Source organism: Pseudomonas sp. S1_E05, from assembly GCF_056337105.1.
In genome coordinates this window covers 272,741-297,162 of the sequence record NZ_JBFRHM010000001.1, presented here as the reverse complement: position 1 = coordinate 297,162, position 24,422 = coordinate 272,741, and the positions used below count along the sequence as shown (strand labels likewise).

Below are 24,422 nucleotides of genomic sequence, written 5' to 3'. Positions count from 1 at the left end.
TAGACCTTTTCAATTCCACGCGCTCGACAGGAACGCCGAATGACTTCCACGCTACAGCACTGCCCCGCCGAATTCCCGCTCAAGGCCCTGAGTCTGAGCGTCGCACTGGCCTTTACCGCTTTGTTGCCCGTCACCAGCCAGGCCGCCGACAGCGTCAGCGAAAATGCCACCCGCAGTGTCAATATCGCACCGGGCCTGCTCAGCCAGACCCTGGCGCAATTTGCCGTAGCGGTCGGCGTTCCCTTGTCGTTCGATCCGGCACAACTGGGTAACCGCCAGAGTGCCGGTCTGCAGGGGACTTACAGCGCCCAATCGGGTTTCGCGACATTGCTCGAAGGCAGCGGCTTTGAATTGATCAGCACCGGCGGCAACGGTTACACGGTAGCGCCGCGCGTGTCAGCCGACGGCGCCCTGGAACTGGGCGCCACCAACGTAAACGCTGTGCGCGATGACAACGCCGACACCTACGGCGGCGGCCAGGTGGCCAAAGTGGCGCAGGTCGGTATATTCGGCAATCAGGCGCTGAAGGACTTGCCTTTCAGCGTCACCAGCTACACCGCCAAGACCATCGCCGACCAACAGGCCCAGACCATCGGCGACGTGTTGCTCAATGATGCCTCAGTGCGCCAGTCCTCCGGCTTCGGCAACTTTTCACAGGTGTTCATGATTCGCGGCTTGCCGCTGGTGTCCGACGATATTTCCTACAACGGCCTGTACGGTATCCTGCCGCGACAAATCGTTGCGGTTGAAGCCTTGGAGCGGGTCGACCTGTTCAAGGGTCCGAACGCCTTTGTCAACGGCGTCACCCCCAGCGGCAGCGGGATCGGCGGTGGCGTCAACCTGCAACCCAAGCGCGCCAACGATGTACCGACCCGCAGCGTAACCCTCGATTACAGCGCCGATGGCCAGGTCGGCGGGCATCTGGACCTGGGCCAGCGCTTTGGCGAAGACAACCGTTTCGGTGCGCGGGTCAACCTGATGCAACGCGAAGGTGACACCGCCGTCGATGACGAAGACCGGCGCTCGTCGCTGATCAGTGTCGGCCTGGACTATCGCGGCGATCGCCTGCGGCTTTCGGCGGACCTGGGTTACCAGAAACAGGTGATCAACCAGGGCCGTTCGGTGATCTATGTCGACTCGTCCCTGAGCAAGGCCCCCAAGGTGCCTCACGCCAACGCCAGTTACGCGCAGAGCTGGAGCTACTCGCAGCTGGAAGACACCTTCGGCATGGCCCGCGCCGAGTACGACCTCAATGACAACTGGACGGCCTATGTCTCCGGTGGCGCCAAGCACACCCGGGAAAACGGCGTGTATTCGTCGCTGACCGTGACCAACCTCAACGGTGCAGCCAAGGGCGGCATGCTCTACCCGCCCCACGACGAAGACAACAAAAGCCTGATGACCGGCCTCAATGGCCACTTCAACACCGGCCCCGTCAGCCACCAGATGAACTTCGGCCTGGCGGGCATCTGGGGCCAGCAGCGCTCGGCGTTCGAGACCATCGGCGCCGCCTCGCGGTACGACACCAACCTCTATGATGTCACCGACAAACCTCGCCCGGCGGCCACCTCGGTTGCCAGCGACATTTCCGATCCGCGCATCGTCGGCAAGAACACCCTGCGCAGCGCTGCGGTGTCCGACACCCTGGGCTTTCTCGACGATCGCGTGTTGCTGACACTGGGCGTGCGCCGCCAGGCCATGAAAATCGACGGTTGGGCCACCGCCAGCGGCCTGCGCACTTCCAGCTACGAAGAGTCGATCACGACCCCGGTCTACGGCCTGGTGATCAAGCCTTGGGAGCACGTTTCGTTCTACGCCAACCGCATCGAAGGCCTGGCCAAGGGCCCGACACCACCGACCACCGCCATCAACCGCGACGAAACCTTCGCCCCGGTACGCAGCAAGCAGGTCGAAGCCGGTGTGCGCCTGGACATGGACAGCTACGGCGCCAGCCTGGGTGTGTATCGCATCGAACAGCCGGCGAGCTACACCCAGAGCGGCATCTTCCGGGTCGACGGCGAACAGGTGAACAAGGGCGTGGAACTCAACCTCTACGGCGAACCCCTCGATGGCTTGCGCCTGCTCAGCGGTGCAACCCTGATGAAAACCGAAATCGAAGGGAGTGCCAACGGCGTCAATGACGGCAACCGCGCGGTCGGCGTGCCACGCTTCCAGTTCAACGTTGGTGCCGACTGGGACGTGCCTGGCATCGAAGGTGCAGCGCTCAGCGCACGGATGTTGCGCACTGGCGGGCAATATCTGAACGCCGCCAATACCCAGAGCATCCCGGCGTGGAACCGCTTTGATGTCGGCTCGCGATATGCGTTCAAGCTCGACGACAAGGAAATCACCTTGCGCGCCAACCTGGAGAACGTCGCGAACAAGGCCTACTGGGCCTCGGCCTATGGGGGCTACCTGACACAGGGCACGCCGCGGACGCTGAAGGTGTCGGCGACTGTGGATTTTTGAACTGACATCGGCTGGATGCCATCGCGAGCAGGCTCGCTCCCACAAGAATCTTCGGCGTTCTTATTGTAGGAGCTGGCTTGCCAGCGATCCGCGCAGCCGCCATCAATGCTCAAGCCCGGTTACGCAACCACTGCAAAAACCCCTTCTTCACCGCCACCTTCGGCACTTCTTCGGTCAACGTCTGCGCCCGATGCAAGCGGTAATCGAGCAACGCCTTCATTGCCTCGCCAATGTCGTGCCGTGCCTCGAGACAGGGCTTGAGGTAATCCTTCTCGATCCGGTACAGACTGCAAGCGGTCTTGGCACTGAATTCGGCCGGCAGCGAAGTGTCCGACAGAATGCCGCCTTCACCGATCACCTCGCCCGGCCCCATGCGCCCGGATTCGAACTTGACCCCGGCGCGGGCCAGCGTGACCGTCACGACACCGGACTCGATGATAAACAAATGATCGCTGACCTCCCCGGCTGGCAGGATCGTTTCCCCGGCACGAAAGGTCTGCAGGGCCATGTGCTGGCTGAAGGTTTCCTTTTCCTCCTGGCGCAGGGTGGAGAAAATCGCCGAGCTTTCCAGCAACGCCCGTGGTCGTGAGAGGCCGGCCGACGTGTTTGGCTCCACGCTCGACAGCAGGCTGACGCCCGAAGCCTGCAAGTGGCGGAACGCAAGGTCGAAGAGCAGGTTGCGCACCATGCGCTTCTGATCCATCGAAACCACGAAGCCGCTGATTTCATATTCCACGCCGGTAGCGCTCGATCCCTTGAGCGCAACGCTCGGAGCGGGTTTGCTCAACAGATGCCGGCAGCCCTCGACCGCACGTTCCAGCGCATCGATCACCGTTTGCGGACGCGCGTGGGGGCTCAGTTGCAAACTGATCGACACGCCAAAGATGTCGCTGGGACGGCTGAAGTTGACGATCTTGGCCTTGGCCGCCAGCGAGTTGGGGATCACCGCCATGCTGCCCTGGGATGTTTGCAGGCGCGTGGCCCGCCAGTCGATATCGGTGACCCGGCCTTCGGTGCCGTCGATGGAGATCCAGTCATCGAGTTGATAGGGTTTGGTGGTGTTGAGCACAATGCCCGAAAACACGTCGCTGAGGGTACTTTGCAAGGCCAGGCCGACGATGATCGCCAACGCACCGGACGTGGCCAGTACGCCCTTGACCGGCAGGTCGAGCACGTAGGCCAGCGCGGCAATGATCGCAATCAGGAAAATCACCGCACCGAGCAAATCCTGAAGCAGGCGCCCGGTGTGCCCGACCCGCTGCATCATCCCCGCGCCGATCAGTACTGTCAGTGTGCGCGCGCCGAACAGCCACCAGCCAATCTGCAAGCCGGTGGCCGCCAGGTGCAACGGGACATTATCGGCCCACGGCGCCGGCTCCAGCGGGTTCAAGCCTTCGTTGAACAGCAGAATGCTGAACAGCGAAAAAATCAGCAGGCGCACCAACAGTTTCCAGTTGCTGCCATTGGCGCTGATCAGGCGCCACAACCCCAGGTCGATCAGGATCAGGATCAGCGCACAGATCAGCGGGTGATTGGTAAGCAGTGACAGCATCGAACGGCTCCAGCCGGATACGGATGGCCACAGTGTAGGAGCAATCACAGGTCCTGGAGCAATACAAAAATGCGGGTTTGTGCAGCGCTCGGCAACCGTGCCTCAACCGCCCATCCGCCCGAAGCGCCCCGACTGGAAATCCGCGAACGCCTGGTGAATTTCCTGCTCGCTGTTCATGACGAACGGACCGTGGCCGACGATGGGCTCGTCGATCGGTTCACCGCTGAGCAACAACACCACGGCATCATCATTGGCTTCCAGGCTCAGTTGCTTGCCGTCACGCTCGAACAACGCCAATTGCCCCTGGCGCACCAGCGCCTCGCCGTTGACCTCCACCGTGCCGCGCAACACTACCAGCGCCGTGTTGCGCCCCTCGTGCAGATCGAGGGTCAGCAACTGGCCACCCTTGAGGCGCAGGTCCCAGACGTCCACCGGGGTGAACGTGCGCGCCGGACCGGTGTGGCCGTCGAACTCACCGGCGATCAGGCGCAGGCTGCCGGCGCCGTCCTTGAGCGGGATGCTCGGAATGTCGGCGTCGAGAATCGTCTGGTAACCCGGATCGGCCATCTTGTCTTTGGCCGGCAGGTTGACCCACAACTGCACCATCTCCAGGTTGCCACCGGTTTGGGCGAAACTATCAGAGTGGAACTCTTCATGGAGAATCCCTGAGGCAGCGGTCATCCATTGCACGTCTCCCGGGCCGATCGTGCCGCCGCTGCCCGTGGAGTCTCGGTGCTGCACTTCGCCCTCATAGACGATGGTCACCGTTTCAAAACCGCGATGCGGGTGCTGGCCGACGCCACGTCGCTCGGTGGTGGACGAGAATTGCGCCGGGCCGGCGTGGTCCAGCAATAAGAACGGGCTGATATGTTCAGCCAGGTTGTCGTAGGAAAACAGCGTACGCACTGGGAAGCCGTCGCCGACCCAATGGGTTCGCGGGCTGGTGTAGATGCCAATGATATTTTTCATGCTTTCTCCAATTCTGTGGCTTGACCCATGGATAAAGCTTAAAACTCAAACCAATGATGCGCTAGACGGCGAAAACAGGCTTCATCGTTCCACTGAGGGAACAGTGGTAAAGGAGCAGGCCCCGCGAATTCTGCGTATTAAACATTCGTCGAGACTTGCTTGGCTCCCAAAGGCATCGCGTCGAACGGGGATTGATCATCAACCTTGGGCGAGACGATGTTCCAGGTGCGTCATGGCCTGCTGCAACTGATCGACGGCCCCATCGATTTGCGACTCACGACCATCACCGCAGGCACGCTCCAGCGCCTCGCAGCACTCGATCAGGGTCTGCGCCCGGACCATCAACGCCCCACCCTTGATGCGGTGCGCCAGCGCACTCAAGGCCGATTCGTCATGCGCGGCATGCGCCTTGAGCAGTTCCTCCCGGTCAGTGCGGTTGCTCAGCACCAGGTCGCGCAGCAACTGGTCGATCAGCTCATGATCCTCACCGACATAGTGCTGCAGACCGCTCAAGTCTATTTCGGAACAAGCGCCTGGCGACTCGATGCTCGCCCCCCTGGGCTCCGCACTGAATCTGGCGGCCAGCCAGGCGGCCAGGTCCGCCAGGCGAATCGGTTTGAACAGGCAGTCGTCCATCCCCGCCTCGATGCAACGCGCCTTTTCACTGGGCTGCGCGTTAGCGGTGAACCCCAGGATCAGGGTGCGTGGCAATCCTTGCTCACGCTCCTTTTCGCGGATCGCTGCTGTCATCTCATAGCCGCTGAGCACCGGCATGTTGCAGTCGGTGATCAGCACATCGAAGGCTGCCTGGCTCCACTTCTCGAAGCCTTGCCGACCCTCTTCAGCCGCCGTGACACGATGCCCCAGATAATTCAGCTGGCGGGTCATCAACAACCGGTTGGCCGGGTAATCGTCGACCACCAGGATCGTCAACGCACGTGTCTGTACTGGCGCCGACGGCTCGGGTGACTGGCTGTTGGCAACAGGTTTCAACAGCGGCAGTTCGAGGCTGATATCGATCCGCGTCCCTCGGCCCATTTCACTGTCGAGTTGCAGCCGGCCACCCATCATTTCGCACAGGGTTCGGCTGATCACCAACCCCAGGCCTGAGCCCTGCTGACCGGACTGCGGGGTATTGCTGGCCTGGACGAAGGGGCTGAACAGTCGCTGTTGATCAGCCGCACTGATACCGATACCGGTGTCTTCGATGCGCAGGCTGATCGCCAGATAGCCCGAGCTCTCAGGTTCGACCTGCAAGAGCAGGCTCACTTCACCCCGGCGGGTAAACTTGATCGCGTTGCTCAGCAAGTTGGACAGCACCTGCTTGAAGCGCGTGGGGTCGATCAGTACGTCGCAGGCGCTTTGCTCGTCCAGTTCGACACGCCACTCCAGGTTTTTCTGGCGCGCCAGCCCCTCGAACACCCGGCACACCGATGCCACCAGCGCGCGCAGGTTGGTCCGTTCCGGCGTCAGGGACAAATGCCCGGACTCGATACGCGCGATGTCCAGGATGTCACCGATCAACGCCAGCAACTGTTGCCCGGCATTGGACGCCACTTCGATGGCGCCACGGTCGGTGATGCCGTCGTCGGCACGCTTGAGCGCCAGTTCGAGCATACCCAGCAGCGCGTTCATCGGCGTACGGATTTCATGGCTCATGGTTGCCAGGAAGGTGGTCTTGGCCCGATTGGCGTCGTCCGCCGCTTCCTTGGCTTCCTGCAATTGACTGAGCAATTGCTGGCGCATGCGAATCTGGCGACGCTGCCAGGCGATCCAGGCCAGCGCCAGTAACAGCAAGACGCCAACACCGGCAAAGGCCTGGAGGATGTTCAAGCGGTGACGCAACCAGAAGCTCTGCTCGACCATCAGGTCGTTGCGCCAGTACCCAGTCATTTCATCGATCTCTTCCGGGGCGATGCTGAGCAGGGCCTTGTCCAGGATCGAATGCAACTCCACCGCATCGCGGCCGGTGGCCAGCGTGGCGCGGGCCGGATCTGTGCCGACCGTGCTGGTCACTTGCAATCGGTCCCGGTACTGGCGGGAAATCATGATCCGTGCGCTGATCAGCGAATTGATCGCGCCGTCTGTCTTGCCCTGCGCGACCATTTCCATGCCGTCCGCGGTCAAGGGCGCATTGACCAGCTCGACCTGTGCAAAGTGCTGGCGAACGAACTCGCCGGCACTGTTGCCCTGGGTCACGGCCAGCCGCTTGCCCGCCATGTCATCCAGCGTCCGGGGGCCGTCTGGTCCTACGCGAGTCACCAGCACATTCGGGCTCGTGAGGAAGGGTCGGGTGAAGCGCAGATCGGCTTCGCGCTCGATGCTGGGGCTTGCCCCCGCCACGATGTCGATCTGTCCGGTCTTGATCTGATCGAGCATTTCAGCGATTGAACTGGCGGGCTGGAGGTCAAACTTCAACCCGGTACGCAAACTGATTTTACCCAGCACATCAATACTGATGCCGCGGTACTTGCCCTCACTGTCGATAAATGAAATCGGCATCATGTTTTCGTTGATCGCCACTTTCACATGGGGATGCTGCTTGATCCAGCGTTGCTCCGCCATGCTCAATTGCAACGGTTGGGTGCCGGCAATGGACGCACCGCTGGCCCCCCACCGTCGCAGGATATTGATGCGTTCATTGGTCGGAACCGCCGCCAGCGCCTGGTTCACGATGCGTTTGAGTTGCACGCTGTCACTGGCCATCGCGAACGCGAAGCGCCCCGACTCCATGGGGGAAAAGTCCGCCAGCTGCACGTTGTTCAGGTAATTCTTGCTGATCAGGTGATGGGCGCTGATGGCGTCGCCAATAAACACGTCCGCCTGGCCGAAGGCTACGGCACCCACGGCTCCCAGCGTCGAAGGGAAGAGTTGCACATCGGCCTTGGGATAAAACGCTCGCACCTGTTGTTCGGGCAGGTAGTGGTACAACATTGCCAGGCGTTTGCCGGCCAGGTCCGGGTCCAGGGGAAGCGTCGCGTCGGTGCGGGTCACCAGTACGGGTTGATCGTCGGCGTAAGCGCTCGATTTGCTTAACGTCGGGTCCTGGGTCTCATAACGATTGGCCGTTCCCAGAAGATCGACCGTCCCTTGCTTGATGGCCTGTACCGCATCGTCGCGAGAGGCGTAGCGCTGGACCACGATGTCCACGTGCAGAAGTTGCTGGAGCAAGCCGGCGTAGTCCGCCGTCAAGCCTTCGTAGTCGGAACCGGTGGTGGTGATGTCGAAGGGGGGTAATCGGGCGCGGTGACGGCCAGTACCAGGCGGCCTTTCTGTTGCAACCAGCGTGAATCGGCCTCCGAGAGCTTGATGTCATGGCCATCGACGCTCGAGCGCCCCAGCAGCGTGAGGACCTGTGGCTGCGCACCCACGCCGACCGCCCACAGGCCGCTCGCCAGGAAGAAGACGATCGAACAACCGTATCGGCGTAATGTGTTCATTCAGATCAGATGATTGCGTTTGGCGAAATCCCTCAGGTGAACCTTGGATTCCACATTGAGTTTTTCCACCACGCGGGTCTTGTAGGTGCTGACCGTCTTGTGGCTCAGGTTCATGAGTTCGGCGATGTCCTTGTTGCCCTTGCCCCGCGCCAGATGCTGGAAGATCGTCAACTCACGATCCGACAGTTTGTCGATCATCTCCTTTTCGCTGCGTTCCAGCGCGCTCATCGACACCGAGCTGGACCGTAGCTGGATAAAATAGGAATACCCGGCACGGACCGCATGGATAGCCTTGTGCAGATGTTGCAGGTCGTTGGTCTTGGACACATACGCCACGGCACCGGCACGCATGCAACGCTCCTGGTAATAGTCCGCATCCTGGCCGGTGAAGACAATGACCCGACACCGTACGTCGCTGGCCTGGATCCTGCCCAGCACACCCAGCCCGTCGAGACCGGGGATATCCAGATCCAGCACCACCACCTCCGGTTTGTGCTCCCGTATCGCCGGCACCACCTCGTTGCCGCTGGATACCTCGATGATCCGGCTGAATCCCTCCTGTTTGAGCAGGATCCTGACTGCAGCGCGAACCACCGGATGATCGTCCGCTATCACGACTGAACTCATGGCAACTCCCTGTGCAAATACACAACCTTTGGACAAAAAATCTCCAAGGTAGACCCCGAATTAGACGCAGTGCTGCGCGAAGACTCTTGCATGTCTCGAAGCGCAGGACTAGCTGACAGAAATGACAGTGCCGACGAGCGGTTGCCTCGACTCAATAACGGCCATTGATCGCTCAATGAACGGCAGTTCAGGCATCGCAGACCCGATGACGTGAATTTTTTGCTGTCCGCGAGCGGATACAGGTGGTGACTGAGGGGCGTCGTCGCCATAGATCAAAGCGTGATGAACCTGTGGATGATCGAGGAAGAAGTCGAACAGGTTCAGCTCGCCCCGGGCCATCGAGGCGTTGATGACCACAAGGTCGAAGGGCACGCTCCCGTAATCGACCAGGGTCAGCAACTCCGCCAGACTGTGCACAGGCACCACCCGGTAATAACCGAGCTGGTTGAAGAGGCGCTCGATTCGCATGCGTTGAAAATGTTGCTCGTCGGCAATCAGGATACGTAACGCTTTGTTCGACAACCGGGACCACCAGAAGAAGTTCAGTTCGGAAGGCTGCAAGACTACGGAAGAGACATAGAGCTTTCTGTAGGACTATTCCGAAATTCCCGGTATCTAATCGGCTATGCCCTGCGAGGTGCCGGAGCCCACCTGCGCACAGGCAGGTAGGACCCGTACCCAACGCCTATTGCCAGCCAAACCGGCGAATGTAAAAACCCTTCACTGCCTGGGTCAGCGCCATGTAGGCGAGCAGGATCGCCGGCAGGAACACGAAGTACAGCGATGGCAGCGCCTGCAACTTGAAGTAATGCGCCAATGGTCCCATCGGCAGGAAAATGCCCACGGCCATGATAATCGCGGTCATCGCCATCAGCGGCATGGCCGCCAGGCTTTGCAGGAACGGGATCTTCGGCGTGCGGATCATGTGCACGATCAACGTCTGGGTCAGCAGCCCGACCACGAACCAGCCGGATTGGAACAGGGTCTGGTGGTCCGGGGTGTTGGCGTCGAACACGTACCACATCAGGGCGAAGGTGCTGATGTCGAAGATCGAACTGATCGGCCCGAAGAACAGCATGAACCGCCCGACATCCGTCGGCTGCCAGCGTTGCGGTTGCTTGAGCATCTCTTCATCGACGTTATCGAACGGGATGGCGATTTGCGAAATGTCGTAGAGCAGGTTCTGCACCAGCAGGTGCATCGGCAGCATCGGCAGGAACGGAATGAACGCACTGGCCACGAGCACCGAGAACACGTTGCCGAAGTTCGAGCTGGCCGTCATCTTGATGTACTTGAGCATGTTGGCGAAGGTGCGGCGCCCCTCCAGCACGCCCTCCTCCAGCACCATCAGGCTTTTTTCCAGGAGAATGATATCTGCCGCCTCCTTGGCGATGTCCACGGCGCTGTCCACCGAAATGCCGATGTCGGCGGTGCGCAACGCCGGAGCATCGTTGATGCCGTCGCCCATGAAGCCGACCACATGGCCATTACCCTTGAGCAAACGGACGAGGCGTTCCTTGTGCGTGGGTGTCAGCTTGGCAAAGACGTTGGTGGTTTCCACGACCAACGCCAGCTCGGCATCTGTCATGCCCTCGATGTCATTGCCCAGCAGCAGGCCTTGCTGTTCCAGACCGACCTCCCGGCAGATCTTCGCGGTGACCAGCTCGTTGTCACCGGTCAACACCTTCACCGCCACGCCATGCGCGGCGAGGGCCTTCAAGGCCGGCGCGGTGCTCTCCTTTGGAGGATCGAGGAATGCCACATAACCGATCAGCGTCAGAGCCTGCTCATCCGCCAGGCTGTAGGCGTCGCGATCTTCGAGCATCGGCCGGGCGGCAACCGCCACCACGCGCAAACCCTCGACATTGAAGGTGGCGGTGACCTGGCGAATCCGCGCCAGCAAGTCATCGCTAAGCGCTTCATCGACCACGCCATGACGCACCCGGGTGCACACCGCCAGCACTTCCTCCACCGCGCCCTTGCAGATCAGCAGGTGCGAATGATCATGTTCGGCGACCACCACCGACATGCGCCGACGGGTAAAGTCGAACGGGATCTCGTCGACCTTGCGAAATGCCGTCCCCACCTTCAATTGCCGGTGGACCTCGACGTGTTCAAGCACCGCAACGTCCAGCAGATTTTTCAATCCGGTCTGGTAGTAGCTGTTGAGGTAGGCCATTTCCAGCACGTCATCGCTGTCGTTGCCCCAGACATCGACATTGCGCGCGAGGAAAATTTTGTCCTGGGTCAGGGTGCCGGTCTTGTCGGTGCACAGCACGTCCATGGCACCGAAGTTCTGGATCGCATCCAGGCGCTTGACGATGACCTTTTTGCGTGACAGGAAGACCGCGCCCTTGGCCAGGGTCGAGGTGACGATCATCGGCAACATTTCCGGGGTCAGGCCCACGGCAATCGACAGCGCGAACAGCAGTGCCTCGGTCCAGTCGCCCTTGGTAAAACCGTTGATGAACAGCACCAGCGGTGCCATGACGAACATGAAGCGGATCAGCAGCCAACTGATGTTATTGACCCCGGTCTGAAACGACGTCGGCGCACGATCCGTCGCCCCGACCCGCTGCGCAAGCGCGCCAAAATACGTGCTGTTGCCGGTGGTCAGGATCAGCACAATCGCCGTGCCCGAGACCACGTTGGTCCCCATGAACAGAATGTTGTCCAGGTCCAGCGGATTGCGGGTGTCGGCGTCCTGCTGGTGGCGGAATTTCTCCACCGGCATCGATTCCCCGGTCATAGCCGCCTGGCTGACGAACAAGTCCTTGGCATTGAGTATCCGGCAATCGGCGGGAATCATGTCGCCAGCCGACAGCACGATCAGGTCGCCTGGGACCAGCAGTTTGATCGGCACCTCCGTGCGCAGCGCATCACGACGCATCACCGTGGCCGTGTTGCTGACCATCGCCTTGAGCGCGTCGGCCGCCTGGTTGGATTTGCTTTCCTGCCAGAAGCGCAGCAGCGTGGACAGCACCACCATCGAGAAAATCACGATGGCGGCTTTCAAGTCCTCGGTGAGCCAGGAAATCACCGCGAGCAAGGTCAGCAGCAGGTTGAACGGGTTCTTGTAGCAATGCCACAAGTGCACCCACCACGGCAGCGGTTGCTCGTGCTCGACTTCGTTGAAGCCGAACTGTTCGCGAAGCGTATCGGCCTCGGTTTCACTCAGGCCATCGGTATGGCTGCCGAGCTGCGCCAGCACTGCACCGGTGTCGCTGTTGGCGGCGCTCACCAGCGTTTGCGCCAAGGTGGGCGGCACCTCGCGGCTGACCGTGGTGTCGGTGAAGGTTTCCAGCAATGCCAGACGCCGGAAGTGGCGGGCAAAGTGGCGAGTGCGCAGGAATCCGGCGAAGAATTCCTTGAGCAGGGTCAGGTTCATGGCAGTTCCCCCAGGTTGGGCCGGGAAACCTTCGAGCGGGCGTGCAAGAGCGCCGCGATAACGACCGCAGTCGAAATCACGCAGGGTTCAGCGTCGATGAGAGGACGTCGGGAACCGGGCCGGGACCGGCCAGGTATCGGGATGCCGCTGCTCGCTTTTACGGCGAGACGACGGCACGGAAAATCAGTGCGTTATCTTGCCGGGAAATTGCCGGTTACTAAAACCGGCCGACTACTGTCACTCGAACAAGTACCCACTGTGGGTCTCCGCAATTGATGAAAACGCGCGAAGCTTACGCCCCGATTTATGGAGAGTAAACGAAGGTTTGAGAGTCGATGGGGGGAATTGCGGGGTTCTTCAGGGAGGGTTCAGGAATGGAGATTTTGGGGTGATTGTGAGGGCCCCATCGTCGGAACGCCGCCCGGAGCCAGCTCGCTCCTACAGTGTGGGGGTGTTCACCACAAACCTGTAGGAGCGAGCTGGCTCCGGGCGGCGTTCCGACGATGACGGCCTGGAGGCTGCCGAAAATCAGCTGGCAGTGGCCAACAACAAATCCGCCACCGACCGCCCATGCCCGCGATGCTTGCCGTGCTCATACAGCGACCCGGCAATCTCATCGGCACGGATTGGCAGGATAGACAGCAAGGTATCGCTCAAGCCATGGCTCGCCTGGCAGAAGCCCTGCATGTAGAGGCCGGCCTTGCAGCGCTCGTCGGTGATCAGTTTGTAATGGCGGTCCACTTCGAAGTCACCCAGATACTCTTCCAGCGGCGCCAACAGCTGGCGGTGCATCTGCCGCTCATATCCGGTGGCCAGCACCACCGCGTCGTACTGCCGGGCCGTCACTTCACCGGTGGCGTTGTTGCGCACCACCAGTTCAATGCCACGCGCGGTGACGGTGGCCTTTTCGACCGTGGTCAGGGTCCGGAACGCATGGCGGGCGATGCCCGAGACTTTCTGCCTGTAGAAGATGCCGTAGATGCGTTCGATCAAGTCCAGGTCCACCACCGAATAATTGGTGTTGTGGTACTCGTTGACCAGGCGTTCGCGCTCGCTGCTGTCCTGCTGGAACACCAGGTCGGTGAATTCCGGCGAGAACACCTCGTTGACGAACGGGCTGTCATCCGCCGGCTTCAGTGCCGAGCCACGCAGAATCATGTCGACCTGCACCGACGGGAAGCTGTCGTTCAAATCGATGAAAGCTTCCGCTGCGCTCTGCCCGCCACCGATGATCGCAATGCTCATGGGTTGGTTGTTCACGCACGGCTGCTGGGCCATCCGGGACAGGTATTGTGAGTGGTGAAAAACCCGCCCGTCATCCTTCAGCGCCTTGAACGCCTCGGGAATACGCGGCGTACCACCGGCACTGACCACCACCGAGCGGGCGCTGCGCACATGCTGCTGGCCCTGGATATCCCGCGAGATCACCCGCAATGCATCAACCTGCTGGCCGTGCACCACCGGCTCGATGGTCAGCACTTCTTCGCCGTAACGACTCTGCTCGGCAAATTGGCCGGCGACCCAGCCCAGGTAATCGTTGAACTCCATCCGGCATGGGTAAAACGTACCCAGGTTGATGAAATCCACCAGACGCCCGTGCTGTTTGAGGTAATTGACGAAGGAGTACGGGCTGGTCGGGTTGCGCAGGGTCACCAGGTCCTTGAGGAACGAAATCTGCAATTCGCTCTGGGTCACCAGGGTGTCGCCATGCCACCGATAGTGGGCCTGTTTGTCCAGAAACAGCACATCCAGCGCGCCCTGGCTCGCGGCACGTTCCTGCAAGGCGATGGCCAGGGCCAGGTTCGAGGGGCCGAAACCCACACCGATCAGGTCGTGAACGAGGGGCGATGCAATTGCCTGTGTCATTTCCAGTGTCCTCTGGATGAACCGCTCAACCGCGGGGATTAAACCTCAATGACTTGATCTGCCCGGAGCAGAACTGCAAGTCGTCTGTTGATAGGGAACGAGGACAGTGAAATAAAATTTAATCCGACTGGCGTGCGATCAGTGCGCCTCCCACTGGCGCATCTGCACGCGGCAATGCTTCATCGCGTTGACGATGTGCTTTTCCACCAGCGCCCGGGAAATCCCCAGGCGCTCGGCGATTTCCGGGTGCGACAAACCTTCGATCTTGCGCAGCAGGAAGCTCTCGCGGCAAGGCTTCGGCAATTCGGCCAGGGCGCGCTGAAGCATCTCGAGGCGCTGGCCGTGATCGAGGCTGTTATGAGGGGATGGGATGAAATAGCGCTCTTCGTTGTCGAGCACCTCAAGCGATTCGACCTGACGCAGGGCGTTACGCCGATGTTCGTCGATCACCAGATTGAGCGCGGTGCGATAGAGAAATGCCCGGGGCTGCTCGATCGGCGTGTTACTGGAACGCTCCAGGACTCGCAGATAAGCGTCATGCACCACATCTTCGGCCACCTGACGGTTGCCCAGCTTGGCGTTGAGGAAACACACCAGCTCGCGGTAGTAGTTTTCCAACCATGACTCCCGGCCGCACGCATGCGACATCTGTCCTTGCGCCAGACCCGCAACCGCCCAATAGGCAGTGGCACGATAGTGGCAATTCTAAGGTGTAATTTATAGTAATTCTCATATAGATTTAAAGTGTTGTTTGAGTTTGCCTACCGAATCGTCATTTCCTACACACCTGTAACTCTGTGTGTCTGCGGTTAAATTCCTTCGCGATTCCATCGTTTACAGGACAGCCCCCGTTTCTGTCGGCCGTCCGACAGCGTTCGCCGTGTCGCCGATTTGCGCGCAGCCTGCATGACGGGCCGAACTCCATTGGCCGGAACACCGCATGAAACGTCCCCGTCACGCCCGACGCGCCCTGCTTGTCGCACTTTGTCTGATCCCGATCATTGCCGTGTCAGCCTGGCAGGTGCTGCCACCGGGCCGTGATCAATACGCCACGGTGCAGGTCGGGCGCGGTGACATTGAAAGCAGCGTCACCGCCCTGGGCACCCTGCAACCACGACGTTATGTCGACGTCGGCGCCCAGGCATCCGGCCAGATCCAGAAGATCCACGTGGAAGTCGGCGACGTGGTCAAGGAAGGCCAGTTGCTGGTGGAAATCGACCCGTCCACGCAACAGGCCAAGCTCGACGCAGGACGCTTTTCCATCGATAACCTCAAGGCCCAGCTCCAGGAGCAACGGGCCCTGCACGATCTCGCCCAGCAAAAGTACAAACGCCAACAGAATCTCGCCGCTGGCGGTGCGACCCGCGACGAAGACGTGCAGACGGCCCAGGCCGAGCTGCGCACCACTCAAGCGCGTATCGACATGTTCCAGGCGCAGATCCGCCAGGCCCAGGCCAACCTGCGCAGCGACCAGGCGGAACTTGGCTACACCCGAATCTATGCGCCCATGAGTGGCACCGTGGTAGCCCTTGACGCCCGCGAAGGCCAGACCCTCAACGCGCAACAACAGACGCCGCTGATCCTGCGCATCGCCAAATTGTCGCCCATGACGGTCTGGGCCGAGGTATCGGAAGCCGACATCGGCCACGTTAAACCGGGCATGACCGCCTGGTTCACCACCTTGAGTGGCGGCAATCGGCGCTGGAGCAGCACGGTGAGGCAGATACTGCCGATCCCGCCCAAGCCGCTTGACCAGACCAGCCAGGGCGGTGGCAGCCCGGCCAGCACCAGCAAGAGCGGCACCGGTCGCGTGGTGCTCTACACCGTGCTGTTGGATGTGGATAACGCCGACAACGCACTGATGGCGGAAATGACCACCCAGGTGTTCTTTGTCTCCAACCAGGCGAAAAACGTGCTAACGGCGCCGATAGCCGCTTTGCAGGGCAGTGCGCAACCGCACAGCCAGACTGCCAACGTGGTGGCGAAAAACGGCGCCATCGAACAACGCACCGTGCGTACCGGCATCAGCGACCGCCTGAAAGTACAGATTCTCGACGGGCTACAGGAAGGCGATCACCTGCTGATCGGCCCGGCCGACGGGAGTGGCGGCTGAATGCAGACACCCCTGATCGAACTGCAGGACATCCGCAAAGCCTACGGCGGCGGCGATTCGCCAGAGGTTCACGTGTTGCGCGGCATCGACCTGTCGATTCATGCCGGCGAATTCGTGGCGATTGTCGGCGCCTCCGGGTCCGGCAAGTCGACACTGATGAACATCCTCGGTTGCCTCGATCGGCCCACCTCGGGTGAATACCGCTTCGCCGGGGAAAACGTCGCGGCCTTGGGCAGCGACGAATTGGCCTGGCTGCGTCGCGAGGCCTTCGGTTTTGTGTTCCAGGGCTACCATTTGATCCCGTCCGGCTCGGCCCAGGAAAACGTCGAGATGCCGGCGATCTATGCCGGCATCCCGGCCGCCGAACGCCACGCCCGCGCCGCCGCCCTGCTCGACCGCCTGGGCCTGGCCTCTCGCACCGGCAATCGCCCGCATCAACTGTCCGGTGGCCAGCAGCAACGGGTGTCCATCGCCCGTGCGCTGATGAACGGCGGCCACATCATTCTCGCCGACGAACCCACCGGCGCCCTCGACAGTCACAGCGGCGCCGAAGTCATGGCCTTGCTCGATGAACTGGCAAGCCAGGGCCACGTGGTGATTCTGATCACTCACGATCGTGAAGTGGCGGCGCGGGCCAAGCGCATCATCGAGATCCGCGACGGCCTGATCATCAGCGACAGCGCCCAGGGCAATCCCAACGCGCAACACTCGGCCAATCCCGGCGCCCTGCAGGCCGTCGACCTGCGCAAGCGACTGAGCGAAGGCGCGGAGGCGACCGGTGCCTGGAAAGGCGAGGTGGTGGACGCGGTACACGCGGCCTGGCGCGTGATGTGGATCAACCGCTTTCGTACCGCACTCACACTGCTGGGCATCATCATCGGCGTAGCGTCGGTGGTGGTCATGCTGGCCGTCGGTGAAGGCAGCAAACGACAGGTGATGGCGCAAATGGGTGCCTTTGGCTCGAACATCATCTACCTGAGCGGCTCGGCCCCCAACCCACGCACCCCGCCAGGCACCGTTACCCTCGATGACGTCGCGGCGCTGGCCAGCCTGCCGCAAGTGATGCGCATCATGCCGGTCAACGGCGCCGAGGCCGGCGTGCGCTTTGGCAACCTTGACCACATGAGCTACGTCGGCGGCAACGACACCAACTTCCCGGCCATCTTCAACTGGCCCGTGGTCGAAGGCAGCTACTTCACCGCTGCCGACGAACAGAGCGCCGCAGCCGTCGCGGTGATTGGCCACAAGGTACGCAACAAGCTGCTCAAGGATGTCGCCAACCCCATCGGTCAGTACATCCTGATTGAAAACGTGCCGTTCCAGGTGGTCGGTGTGCTCGCGGAAAAAGGCGCCAGCTCCGGCGATTCCGACAGCGACGACCGCATTGCCGTGCCCTACTCGGCCGCCAGCGTGCGCCTGTTCGGCACCCACAACCCGGAATACGTGGCGATCGCGGCCGCCGATGCGCGCAAGGTCAAGGAAACCGAAGCCGCCATCGAGCAACTGATGCTGCGCCTGCACAACGGCAAAAAGGATTTCGAGTTGACCAACAATGCCGCAATGATCCAGGCCGAGGCACGCACCCAGAACACCCTGTCGCTGATGCTCGGGTCGATTGCCGCGATCTCGTTGCTGGTGGGCGGGATCGGCGTGATGAACATCATGCTCATGACCGTACGCGAACGCACCCGCGAGATCGGCATCCGCATGGCCACCGGCGCCCGGCAGCGGGACATCCTGCGCCAGTTTCTCACCGAAGCGGTGATGCTTTCGGTGGTGGGCGGCCTCGCGGGGATCGCCCTGGCGCTGATCGTCGGCGGCGTGCTGATCCTCAGCGAAGTCGCCGTAGCCTTTTCCGTGGTGGCCGTGCTGGGCGCCTTCGCCTGCGCGCTGGTCACCGGTGTCGTCTTCGGCTTCATGCCGGCCCGCAAAGCTGCCCGGCTCGACCCGGTCACGGCCCTTACCAGTGAATGATCGACCTATGAAACCGCGTCTCAGCCTGTTGACCCTGTGCCTGCTGCTCAGCGCCTGCGCCAATAACGTCCCGCGCCCGGACAGCGGCATCGTCGCGCCCGCCGCGTGGCAGTCGCCGCACATTGCCCAGGCGGCTCGCAGCAACGCGCAATGGTGGAACCGCTTCGGCAGCCCGGAACTCGATCGCCTGATCGAGCAGGCCCGGGCCGGCAGCTTCGACCTGGCCGCCGCCGTCGCCCGGGTGCGCCAGGCCCAGGCCGGCACCGTGATCGCCGGCGGCTCGCAACTGCCCGAAATCAAGGGCGCCGCCAACGCCAACCGTCAGAAGCTGCTACGCGGCAACGGCTACAACCAGCTCGACGTCGACGACAGCAACAAGGCCGTTGACTACTTCGACGCCAGCCTCACCGCCAGCTATGAACTCGACTTCTGGGGTGGCCAAAGTGCGACGCGCGACAGCGCCCGCTTCGGCTTGCAGGCCAGCGAGTTCGACCAGGCCACGGTGGAGCTGACCTTGCTCAGCGGCGTGGCCAGCACTTACGCACAAACCCTGTCCCTGCACGAACAACGGCGCATCGCCGAACTGAACCTGGCCAACGCCCAGCGCGTGCTGAATCTGGTGCAGACCCGTTTTGATTCAGGTTCGGCCACGGCCCTGGAACTGGCGCAACAGAAGAGCCTGGTGGCCGCCCAGCAACGGCAATTGCCAACCGTACAACAACAGGCGGTAGACGCCCGGATCAGCCTCGCCGCCCTGCTCGGCCACCCGGTGCAGGAATTGCCGCCGTTGCAAGAGACGTTCGACCAATTGCAATGGCCCACCGTCGACAGCGGCGTACCCAGCGACCTGCTCAGCCGCCGCCCGGACATCGCCCGCGCCGAAGCCCAACTGGCGGCGGCTCAGGCCGACGTGCGCGTCGCCCGCGCGGCCATGCTGCCAACCGTGACCCTGAGCGCCAACCTGGGTTCGGGGGCCAACACCGCTTCCGATATCTTGCGCAGCCCGTTCTACAACCTCACGGCCGGGCTCGTTGCGCCGATCTTCAACAACGGCAGGCTGGGTGCCGAGCGCGACAAGGCCAGCGCCCGGCAGCAAGAGCTTCTGGAAAACTATCGCGCCAGCATCATCAACGGCTTCGCCGACGTGGAAAAAGCACTGAACAGCATTCGTGGGCTGGATGAACAACGTCAATGGCAAAGCGAGGAACTGACCCAGGCGCAGACCGCCTTCAACATCGCCCAGAGTCGATATCAGGCCGGGGCCGAGGATTTGCTGACGGTGCTGGAAACGCAGCGCACGCTGTATGCAGCGCAGGATTTGAATGTGCAATTGCGGTTGGCGCGGTTGCAGGCGAGTGTGGCGTTGTACAAGGCGCTTGGGGGTGGGTGGCAGGCGCTGTGATTGGCGGTGACTGTCAGGCCGCCATCGCAGCCAAGCCGAGTCATCGCACCGCCGTTTCGACAGGGGCACGCATTCCCTTGTGGGAGCGGGCTTGCTCGCGATGAACGATAACGCGGTCTTACCCCTCAACTGCTGATCGGATTCACCTTCAAATGCCGCGCATACCAAGGCCGCTGCGGCACACGCCGGAACAACCCGGCCAGTTTTTCTTCATCGTCGATAAAGGTAATCCGCAACGCCAGTTTCATGGTCTCGGGGTCCATCTCCATCGACTTGCCCACCTGCAAACCTGGTGTGGTGCTGCATCCGTGGGTATCCGGCCCCAGCCAGGGATCAGCCACCTCGACCCAGCGCCCCGGCGCAAACCACGGCACACCATTGACCTGCAACCGACTGACTTCCCCCGGATGGAAACGCTCATGGGCGCGAAACCAATCTTCCAGGCGATCGTCGATCCAGCCGTGGAACTGCCAGAACACCGGATTGACGTGGGAAGAAAACGGGTCGCCGAGGAAATCATTTTCCGGCGCATACCAGCGCGCCGCGAAATCCGCCGGATCCCGGGCGAACGGCACCGGCTGGCCATTCGACGGATCGCGTGGCACCGAGGCCCAGCGCATGTGCAGCCAGTCATGCAAGCCCAGCTCGACTTCCGATCCGAACTGCCCCAGGGTCATTTTCGAGAGGTAACGTGGGTCGCGGTAGCGTGACTCCCAGACTTCGAAATTGCTGTGGTAGGTCTCGGCGGTCTTGATGTCGCTGACCCACTGCGTGTACTCGGTGTCTTCGGCGGCGAGCCAGGTGGGCGGCAGCGCCGCGCCGTCATGATTGTCGAAGTAGCGGGCGAAGCCCTGGCGATCCCGTTCCAACTCGGGCTGGGGCATGGGGAAGCTCGACCACGACGGCAGGTCCTGCATCGAACGCGCTGTGCCGAGCATGTGCCGGTGCATGAAGAAAAAGTCGATGCCCGAGCCATTGCGGTCCTTGCGATCCCCTCGAGCATCGCGTTCCTGGCCCCGAGGACCGGGCTGCCAGCCGATGCCGCGCAAGGCATTGCGCTTGTCTTCGGACAGGGTGTGCCATTTGTCCCGGCTCGCGTGCCACAGTTGATGGAACAACCGATGCTCGGGGGACACCAGCCAGGCCAGCAGCGTCGGGTTCAGGCCGACACGCTCACGGGCCTCGGGGAACAGGCGTTTACGCGCAACGAAGCGATTGTCCCGCTCCGGCTCGGCGAGTGGCCGGTCCAGGCGCAGCAGACGGCCACTAAGCGTGCCGCTGCCGGCGTTGCCGAAATCGGCCCAGACTTCATCGAGCACCACCGCCAGCTCATAGACGGGCGCGTCGTCGCTCGACTGGCTGTCGAACAGGCGCCAATACAGTTCGGTGGGTTGTGGCTGTACCAGATCGCCGATCACCCGATAGCGCGGTGGCGCGTCACCGCGCAATTGCTCGGTGGTGTCGAGGAAGCCACGCAGCCCGCGACCGCGCTGGGCAACATCAAGAAACAGCTCCAGGCCGGTCAACGGCAAGCCTTCCAGCCCCGCATGCGAACCTTCGAAACGAATGTCCCAGACCCCGCGCAGCGCGTTGGCCAACTGTTGGCCGGCGGCATCAGCCAGCTCGACCGTGGCCTCCCCGGGGGTGATCGTCGGGTCCGGTTTCGACCACTCACGATGCCCGAAAAAGCCGCCGGCACCGCAGCGCCTGTGAGCGCCAGGCCTGCCATGAACCATCGTCGAGAAATCTTCATTGCCCTACCTGTGTCAGCCGTGAAGCAGGCTTTATCAGAGCTAGAACGAGCGTTGCCCGGCTAAATTTAGAAGCCATCGCGAGCAGGCTCGCGATGAAGCCCGCACAAACACTAAATTCCTCCCTCAGCCACTCGTTCTCCCCAGATAGCAAAGGCCCCCGCGCCTGCACTTCGACGGCGAACCTGACTGAGACGGCAATGAAAAGACCACGTTCGAAAAAGGCTCTGTACATCGGCCTGCCATTGGCTTTGGCGATCGCCGCCGCGGGCGGGTTCGCCGCCTGGGATCACTGGTTCAGCGACGATCTCGGTTACCCAGCCAACGTGGTGAAGCAGGCTGATGAGCTGCACCAGCGCCTGCTCTCTTTCGACAGCCACGTCAGCCTCACGCAGAACTTCGGCACCGACGGCAACGAGGCTGACAAGGATGGCGACGGCCAGTTCGACCTGATCAAGGTCAACCGTGGTCAGTTGTCTGGCGCGGCGCTGACCATTTTCGGCTGGCCGGAAATCTGGAACGGCGCCAACGCCCCGCACAAGCCCACCGACGGGTTTGTCGACGAGGCGCGCAACCAGCAGGAGATCCGCTACAAAATCATCACCGGCATGGTCCGCGACTTCCCCAACCAGGTCGCCATCGCCTACACCCCGGACGATATGCGCCGCCTGCACGGCGAAGGCAAGTTCGCCATCTTCATCAGCATGCTCAACGCCTACCCGCTGGGCCACGACCTGAGCCAACTGGACCTGTGGACCGCGCGCGGCATGCGCATGTTCGGCTTCAGCTACATCGGCAACAACGATTGGGCCGACTCCTCGCGGCCGTTGCCGTTTTTCAACGACTCGCCGGATCCGCTCAACGGCCTCTCGGACCTCGGCAAGCAAGCGGTCGGGCGTCTGAATGACTTGGGCGTGATCATCGACGTGTCGCAGATGTCGACCCAGGCCCTGGAACAGGTGGCGCAGCTCAGTCGCACGCCGATGGTGGCTTCGCACTCGGCGCCACGGGCGATGGTCGACATCCCGCGCAACCTCAGCGACAAGGAAATGCAACTGATCAGGAACAGCGGCGGCGTGGTCCAGATCGTCGGCTTCTCGCAGTACCTCAAGCCGTTGACGCAGACCACCCAGGACAAGCTCAACGAGCTGCGCAAAAGCTTCGACCTGCCGCCGCTGCCCAACCTCGCCGTGGCCCTGATGCCAGGTGACCCGATCATCGCGGCCTGGTCCGAAGAGAAGTTCGGCAAGTACGCCAGCCGCCTCTACGCCATTCTCGAAGAAGAACCCAAGGCGAGCCTCAAGGACCTAGGCGATGCCATCGACTACACGGTACGCAAGATCGGTATCGATCACGTCGGCATCAGCTCCGACTTCAACGAGGGCGGTGGGGTCAAGGGCTGGGAGAACGTTGGTGAGATCCGCAACGTCACCGCCGAGCTGATTTCACGCGGCTACTCCGAAGCCGACATCGCCAAGCTCTGGGGCGGCAACTTCCTGCGGGTCTGGGACCAAGTGCAGAAAGCCGCCAAGCCCGCATTGATTTCCCGCCAGGACACACCATGACTGATCGTCGCACCTTTCTGAAACAGGCCGGCCTTCTGGCCGCCGCCCTGCCATTGAGTGGCGGCCTGCCTAACGTCTGCGGCGCAGCATCACTGGCGCCACCCCTGCCTCGGAACAAATGGGCGCAACTGCGGCAATTGTTCGATCAGGATCCGGACTACCTGCATTTCTCCAATTTCCTCGTCACCTCGCATCCCAAACCGGTACGAGACGCCATCGCCATGCACCGCGAGGCCATCGACAAAAACCCCGGGCTGGCCATGGACTGGGACATGGGTGTGACTGAACAGCGCGAGGAAGAAGTGCGCGTCTGGGCCGGTCGTTACCTGAACGCCGACGCCAAGCAGATCGCCTTGACCGGCAGCACCACCCAAGGGCTGGCGATGATCTATGGCGGCGTGCAGGTGCGTCCGGATCAGGAAATCCTCACCACGGTCCATGAGCACTATGCGACCCATACGATTCTCGATTTGCGCCAGGAACGGGACGGCACCCGCGTGCGCAAGATCGAATTGTTCAGGGACCCGCAAACCCTGTCGCGCCAGGAAATCCTCGACAACATCGACCGGGCCATCGAGCCGCACACCCGCGTGCTGGGCATGACCTGGGTGCATTCGGGCAGTGGCGTCAAACTGCCGATTGCCGACATCGGTGCGCTGGTGGACAAGCACAACCGCAACCGCAGCGAACAGGACCGCATCGTCTACCTGGTGGACGGCGTGCACGGGTTTGGCGTCGAGGACCTGGATTTCCCGACCATGAACTGCGATTTCTTCATCACCGGCACCCACAAATGGCTGTTCGGCCCCCGTGGCACCGGCCTCATTTGCAGCCGCAGCGCCGAGGTCAAATATGTCACGCCAATCATCCCGACGTTCTCCGAGGCCGAACACTTTTCCACCACCATGACACCCGGTGGGTTCCACTCGTTCGAGCATCGCTGGGCGCTCAACGAAGCCTTCAAGCTGCATTTGCAACTGGGCAAGGCCGACGTGCAGGCGCGTATCCATGAGCTCAATACCTACTTGAAACAACAGTTGGCCAAGCACCCGCAGATCGTACTAGTGACACCGCGCAGCCCGGAGTTCTCCTCGGGCTTCACCTTTTTCCGGGTCAAGGGCAAGGACTGCGACGCCATCGCCGCTTACCTGATGCAAAACCGCGTGGTGGCCGACGCCGTGGAGCGCGACGTCGGCCCGGTGATCCGCACGGCGCCCGGCCTGCTCAACAACGAGAGCGAAATCGATCGATTCATGCTGTTGCTGGCCAGGCAGCTCTGATTTATCCACTTGTTGACGAGGGAAAC

At 61.8% G+C, this 24,422-nt stretch carries 13 protein-coding genes and 2 pseudogenes; 6 read left to right on the top strand and 9 right to left on the bottom strand.

Features of this window, described 5'->3' with window-relative positions; translation table 11 throughout:
• Positions 1 to 39: 39 nt before the first annotated feature.
• Positions 40 to 2,469 carry a TonB-dependent siderophore receptor gene (locus AB4N33_RS01170; RefSeq protein ID WP_476456210.1) on the top strand — a complete coding sequence of 810 codons (2,430 nt, stop codon included), beginning with the start codon at positions 40 to 42 and terminating at the stop codon, positions 2,467 to 2,469.
• Between the two features lie 109 nt (positions 2,470 to 2,578).
• On the opposite strand, the gene AB4N33_RS01165 is transcribed toward AB4N33_RS01170, so the two are convergent.
• From AB4N33_RS01165 to AB4N33_RS01130, 8 genes and pseudogenes are all read right to left on the bottom strand, one after another.
• The gene (locus AB4N33_RS01165) at positions 2,579 to 4,021 is read right to left on the bottom strand and encodes a mechanosensitive ion channel domain-containing protein (protein WP_460122287.1); all 1,443 of its coding nucleotides are present in this window, start codon (positions 4,019 to 4,021) and stop codon (positions 2,579 to 2,581) included.
• 102 nt (positions 4,022 to 4,123) lie between these two features.
• Positions 4,124 to 4,990, bottom strand: a complete 867-nt coding sequence (locus tag AB4N33_RS01160; RefSeq protein WP_476456209.1) for a pirin family protein — start codon at positions 4,988 to 4,990, stop codon at positions 4,124 to 4,126.
• Positions 4,991 to 5,188: 198 nt separating this feature from the next.
• Positions 5,189 to 8,430: pseudogene (locus AB4N33_RS01155) on the bottom strand (transporter substrate-binding domain-containing protein).
• A complete protein-coding gene (locus AB4N33_RS01150) occupies positions 8,431 to 9,057 on the bottom strand; it encodes a response regulator (RefSeq protein ID WP_460122281.1) in 627 nt (208 codons plus the stop codon).
• 108 nt (positions 9,058 to 9,165) lie between these two features.
• Complete coding sequence (locus AB4N33_RS01145; RefSeq protein ID WP_460122279.1) at positions 9,166 to 9,579, bottom strand: ANTAR domain-containing protein; 414 nt, start codon at positions 9,577 to 9,579, stop codon at positions 9,166 to 9,168.
• Between the two features lie 163 nt (positions 9,580 to 9,742).
• Entirely contained in the window at positions 9,743 to 12,445 is a 2,703-nt protein-coding gene (mgtA, locus tag AB4N33_RS01140) for a magnesium-translocating P-type ATPase (protein ID WP_476456208.1), read from the bottom strand.
• Between the two features lie 528 nt (positions 12,446 to 12,973).
• Positions 12,974 to 14,311 carry a lysine N(6)-hydroxylase/L-ornithine N(5)-oxygenase family protein gene (locus AB4N33_RS01135; protein ID WP_476456207.1) on the bottom strand — a complete coding sequence of 446 codons (1,338 nt, stop codon included), beginning with the start codon at positions 14,309 to 14,311 and terminating at the stop codon, positions 12,974 to 12,976.
• Between the two features lie 138 nt (positions 14,312 to 14,449).
• Positions 14,450 to 14,929, bottom strand: coding sequence for a sigma-70 family RNA polymerase sigma factor (locus tag AB4N33_RS01130; RefSeq protein WP_460122273.1), 480 nt, complete (start codon positions 14,927 to 14,929; stop codon positions 14,450 to 14,452).
• 322 nt (positions 14,930 to 15,251) lie between these two features.
• On the opposite strand from AB4N33_RS01130, the gene AB4N33_RS01125 reads away from it, so the two are divergent.
• Genes AB4N33_RS01125 through AB4N33_RS01115 form a run of 3 tightly spaced genes read left to right on the top strand, consistent with a single transcriptional unit; the run spans position 15,252 to position 19,800 of the window.
• Positions 15,252 to 16,424, top strand: a complete 1,173-nt coding sequence (locus tag AB4N33_RS01125) for an efflux RND transporter periplasmic adaptor subunit (protein WP_476456206.1) — start codon at positions 15,252 to 15,254, stop codon at positions 16,422 to 16,424.
• Entirely contained in the window at positions 16,425 to 18,398 is a 1,974-nt protein-coding gene (locus AB4N33_RS01120; protein ID WP_476456205.1) for a MacB family efflux pump subunit, read from the top strand. It begins immediately after the preceding gene.
• Between the two features lie 7 nt (positions 18,399 to 18,405).
• Positions 18,406 to 19,800 (top strand): efflux transporter outer membrane subunit, encoded by a 1,395-nt coding sequence (locus AB4N33_RS01115; RefSeq protein WP_476456204.1) that lies wholly within the window; start codon positions 18,406 to 18,408, stop codon positions 19,798 to 19,800.
• A gap of 125 nt (positions 19,801 to 19,925) precedes the next feature.
• On the opposite strand, the pseudogene pvdP reads toward AB4N33_RS01115, so the two are convergent.
• A pseudogene (pvdP, locus tag AB4N33_RS01110) lies at positions 19,926 to 21,553 on the bottom strand (pyoverdine maturation tyrosinase PvdP).
• A gap of 198 nt (positions 21,554 to 21,751) precedes the next feature.
• Here pvdP and pvdM point away from each other — a divergent pair.
• Positions 21,752 to 23,116: a pyoverdine-tailoring dipeptidase-like protein PvdM gene (pvdM, locus tag AB4N33_RS01105; RefSeq protein WP_476456203.1), complete on the top strand. Its 1,365-nt coding sequence runs from the start codon at positions 21,752 to 21,754 to the stop codon at positions 23,114 to 23,116.
• Entirely contained in the window at positions 23,113 to 24,396 is a 1,284-nt protein-coding gene (pvdN, locus tag AB4N33_RS01100; protein ID WP_476456202.1) for a pyoverdine-tailoring periplasmic protein PvdN, read from the top strand. Before pvdM ends, pvdN begins: the two co-directional genes overlap by 4 nt.
• The last annotated feature ends 26 nt before the right edge of the window (positions 24,397 to 24,422 follow it).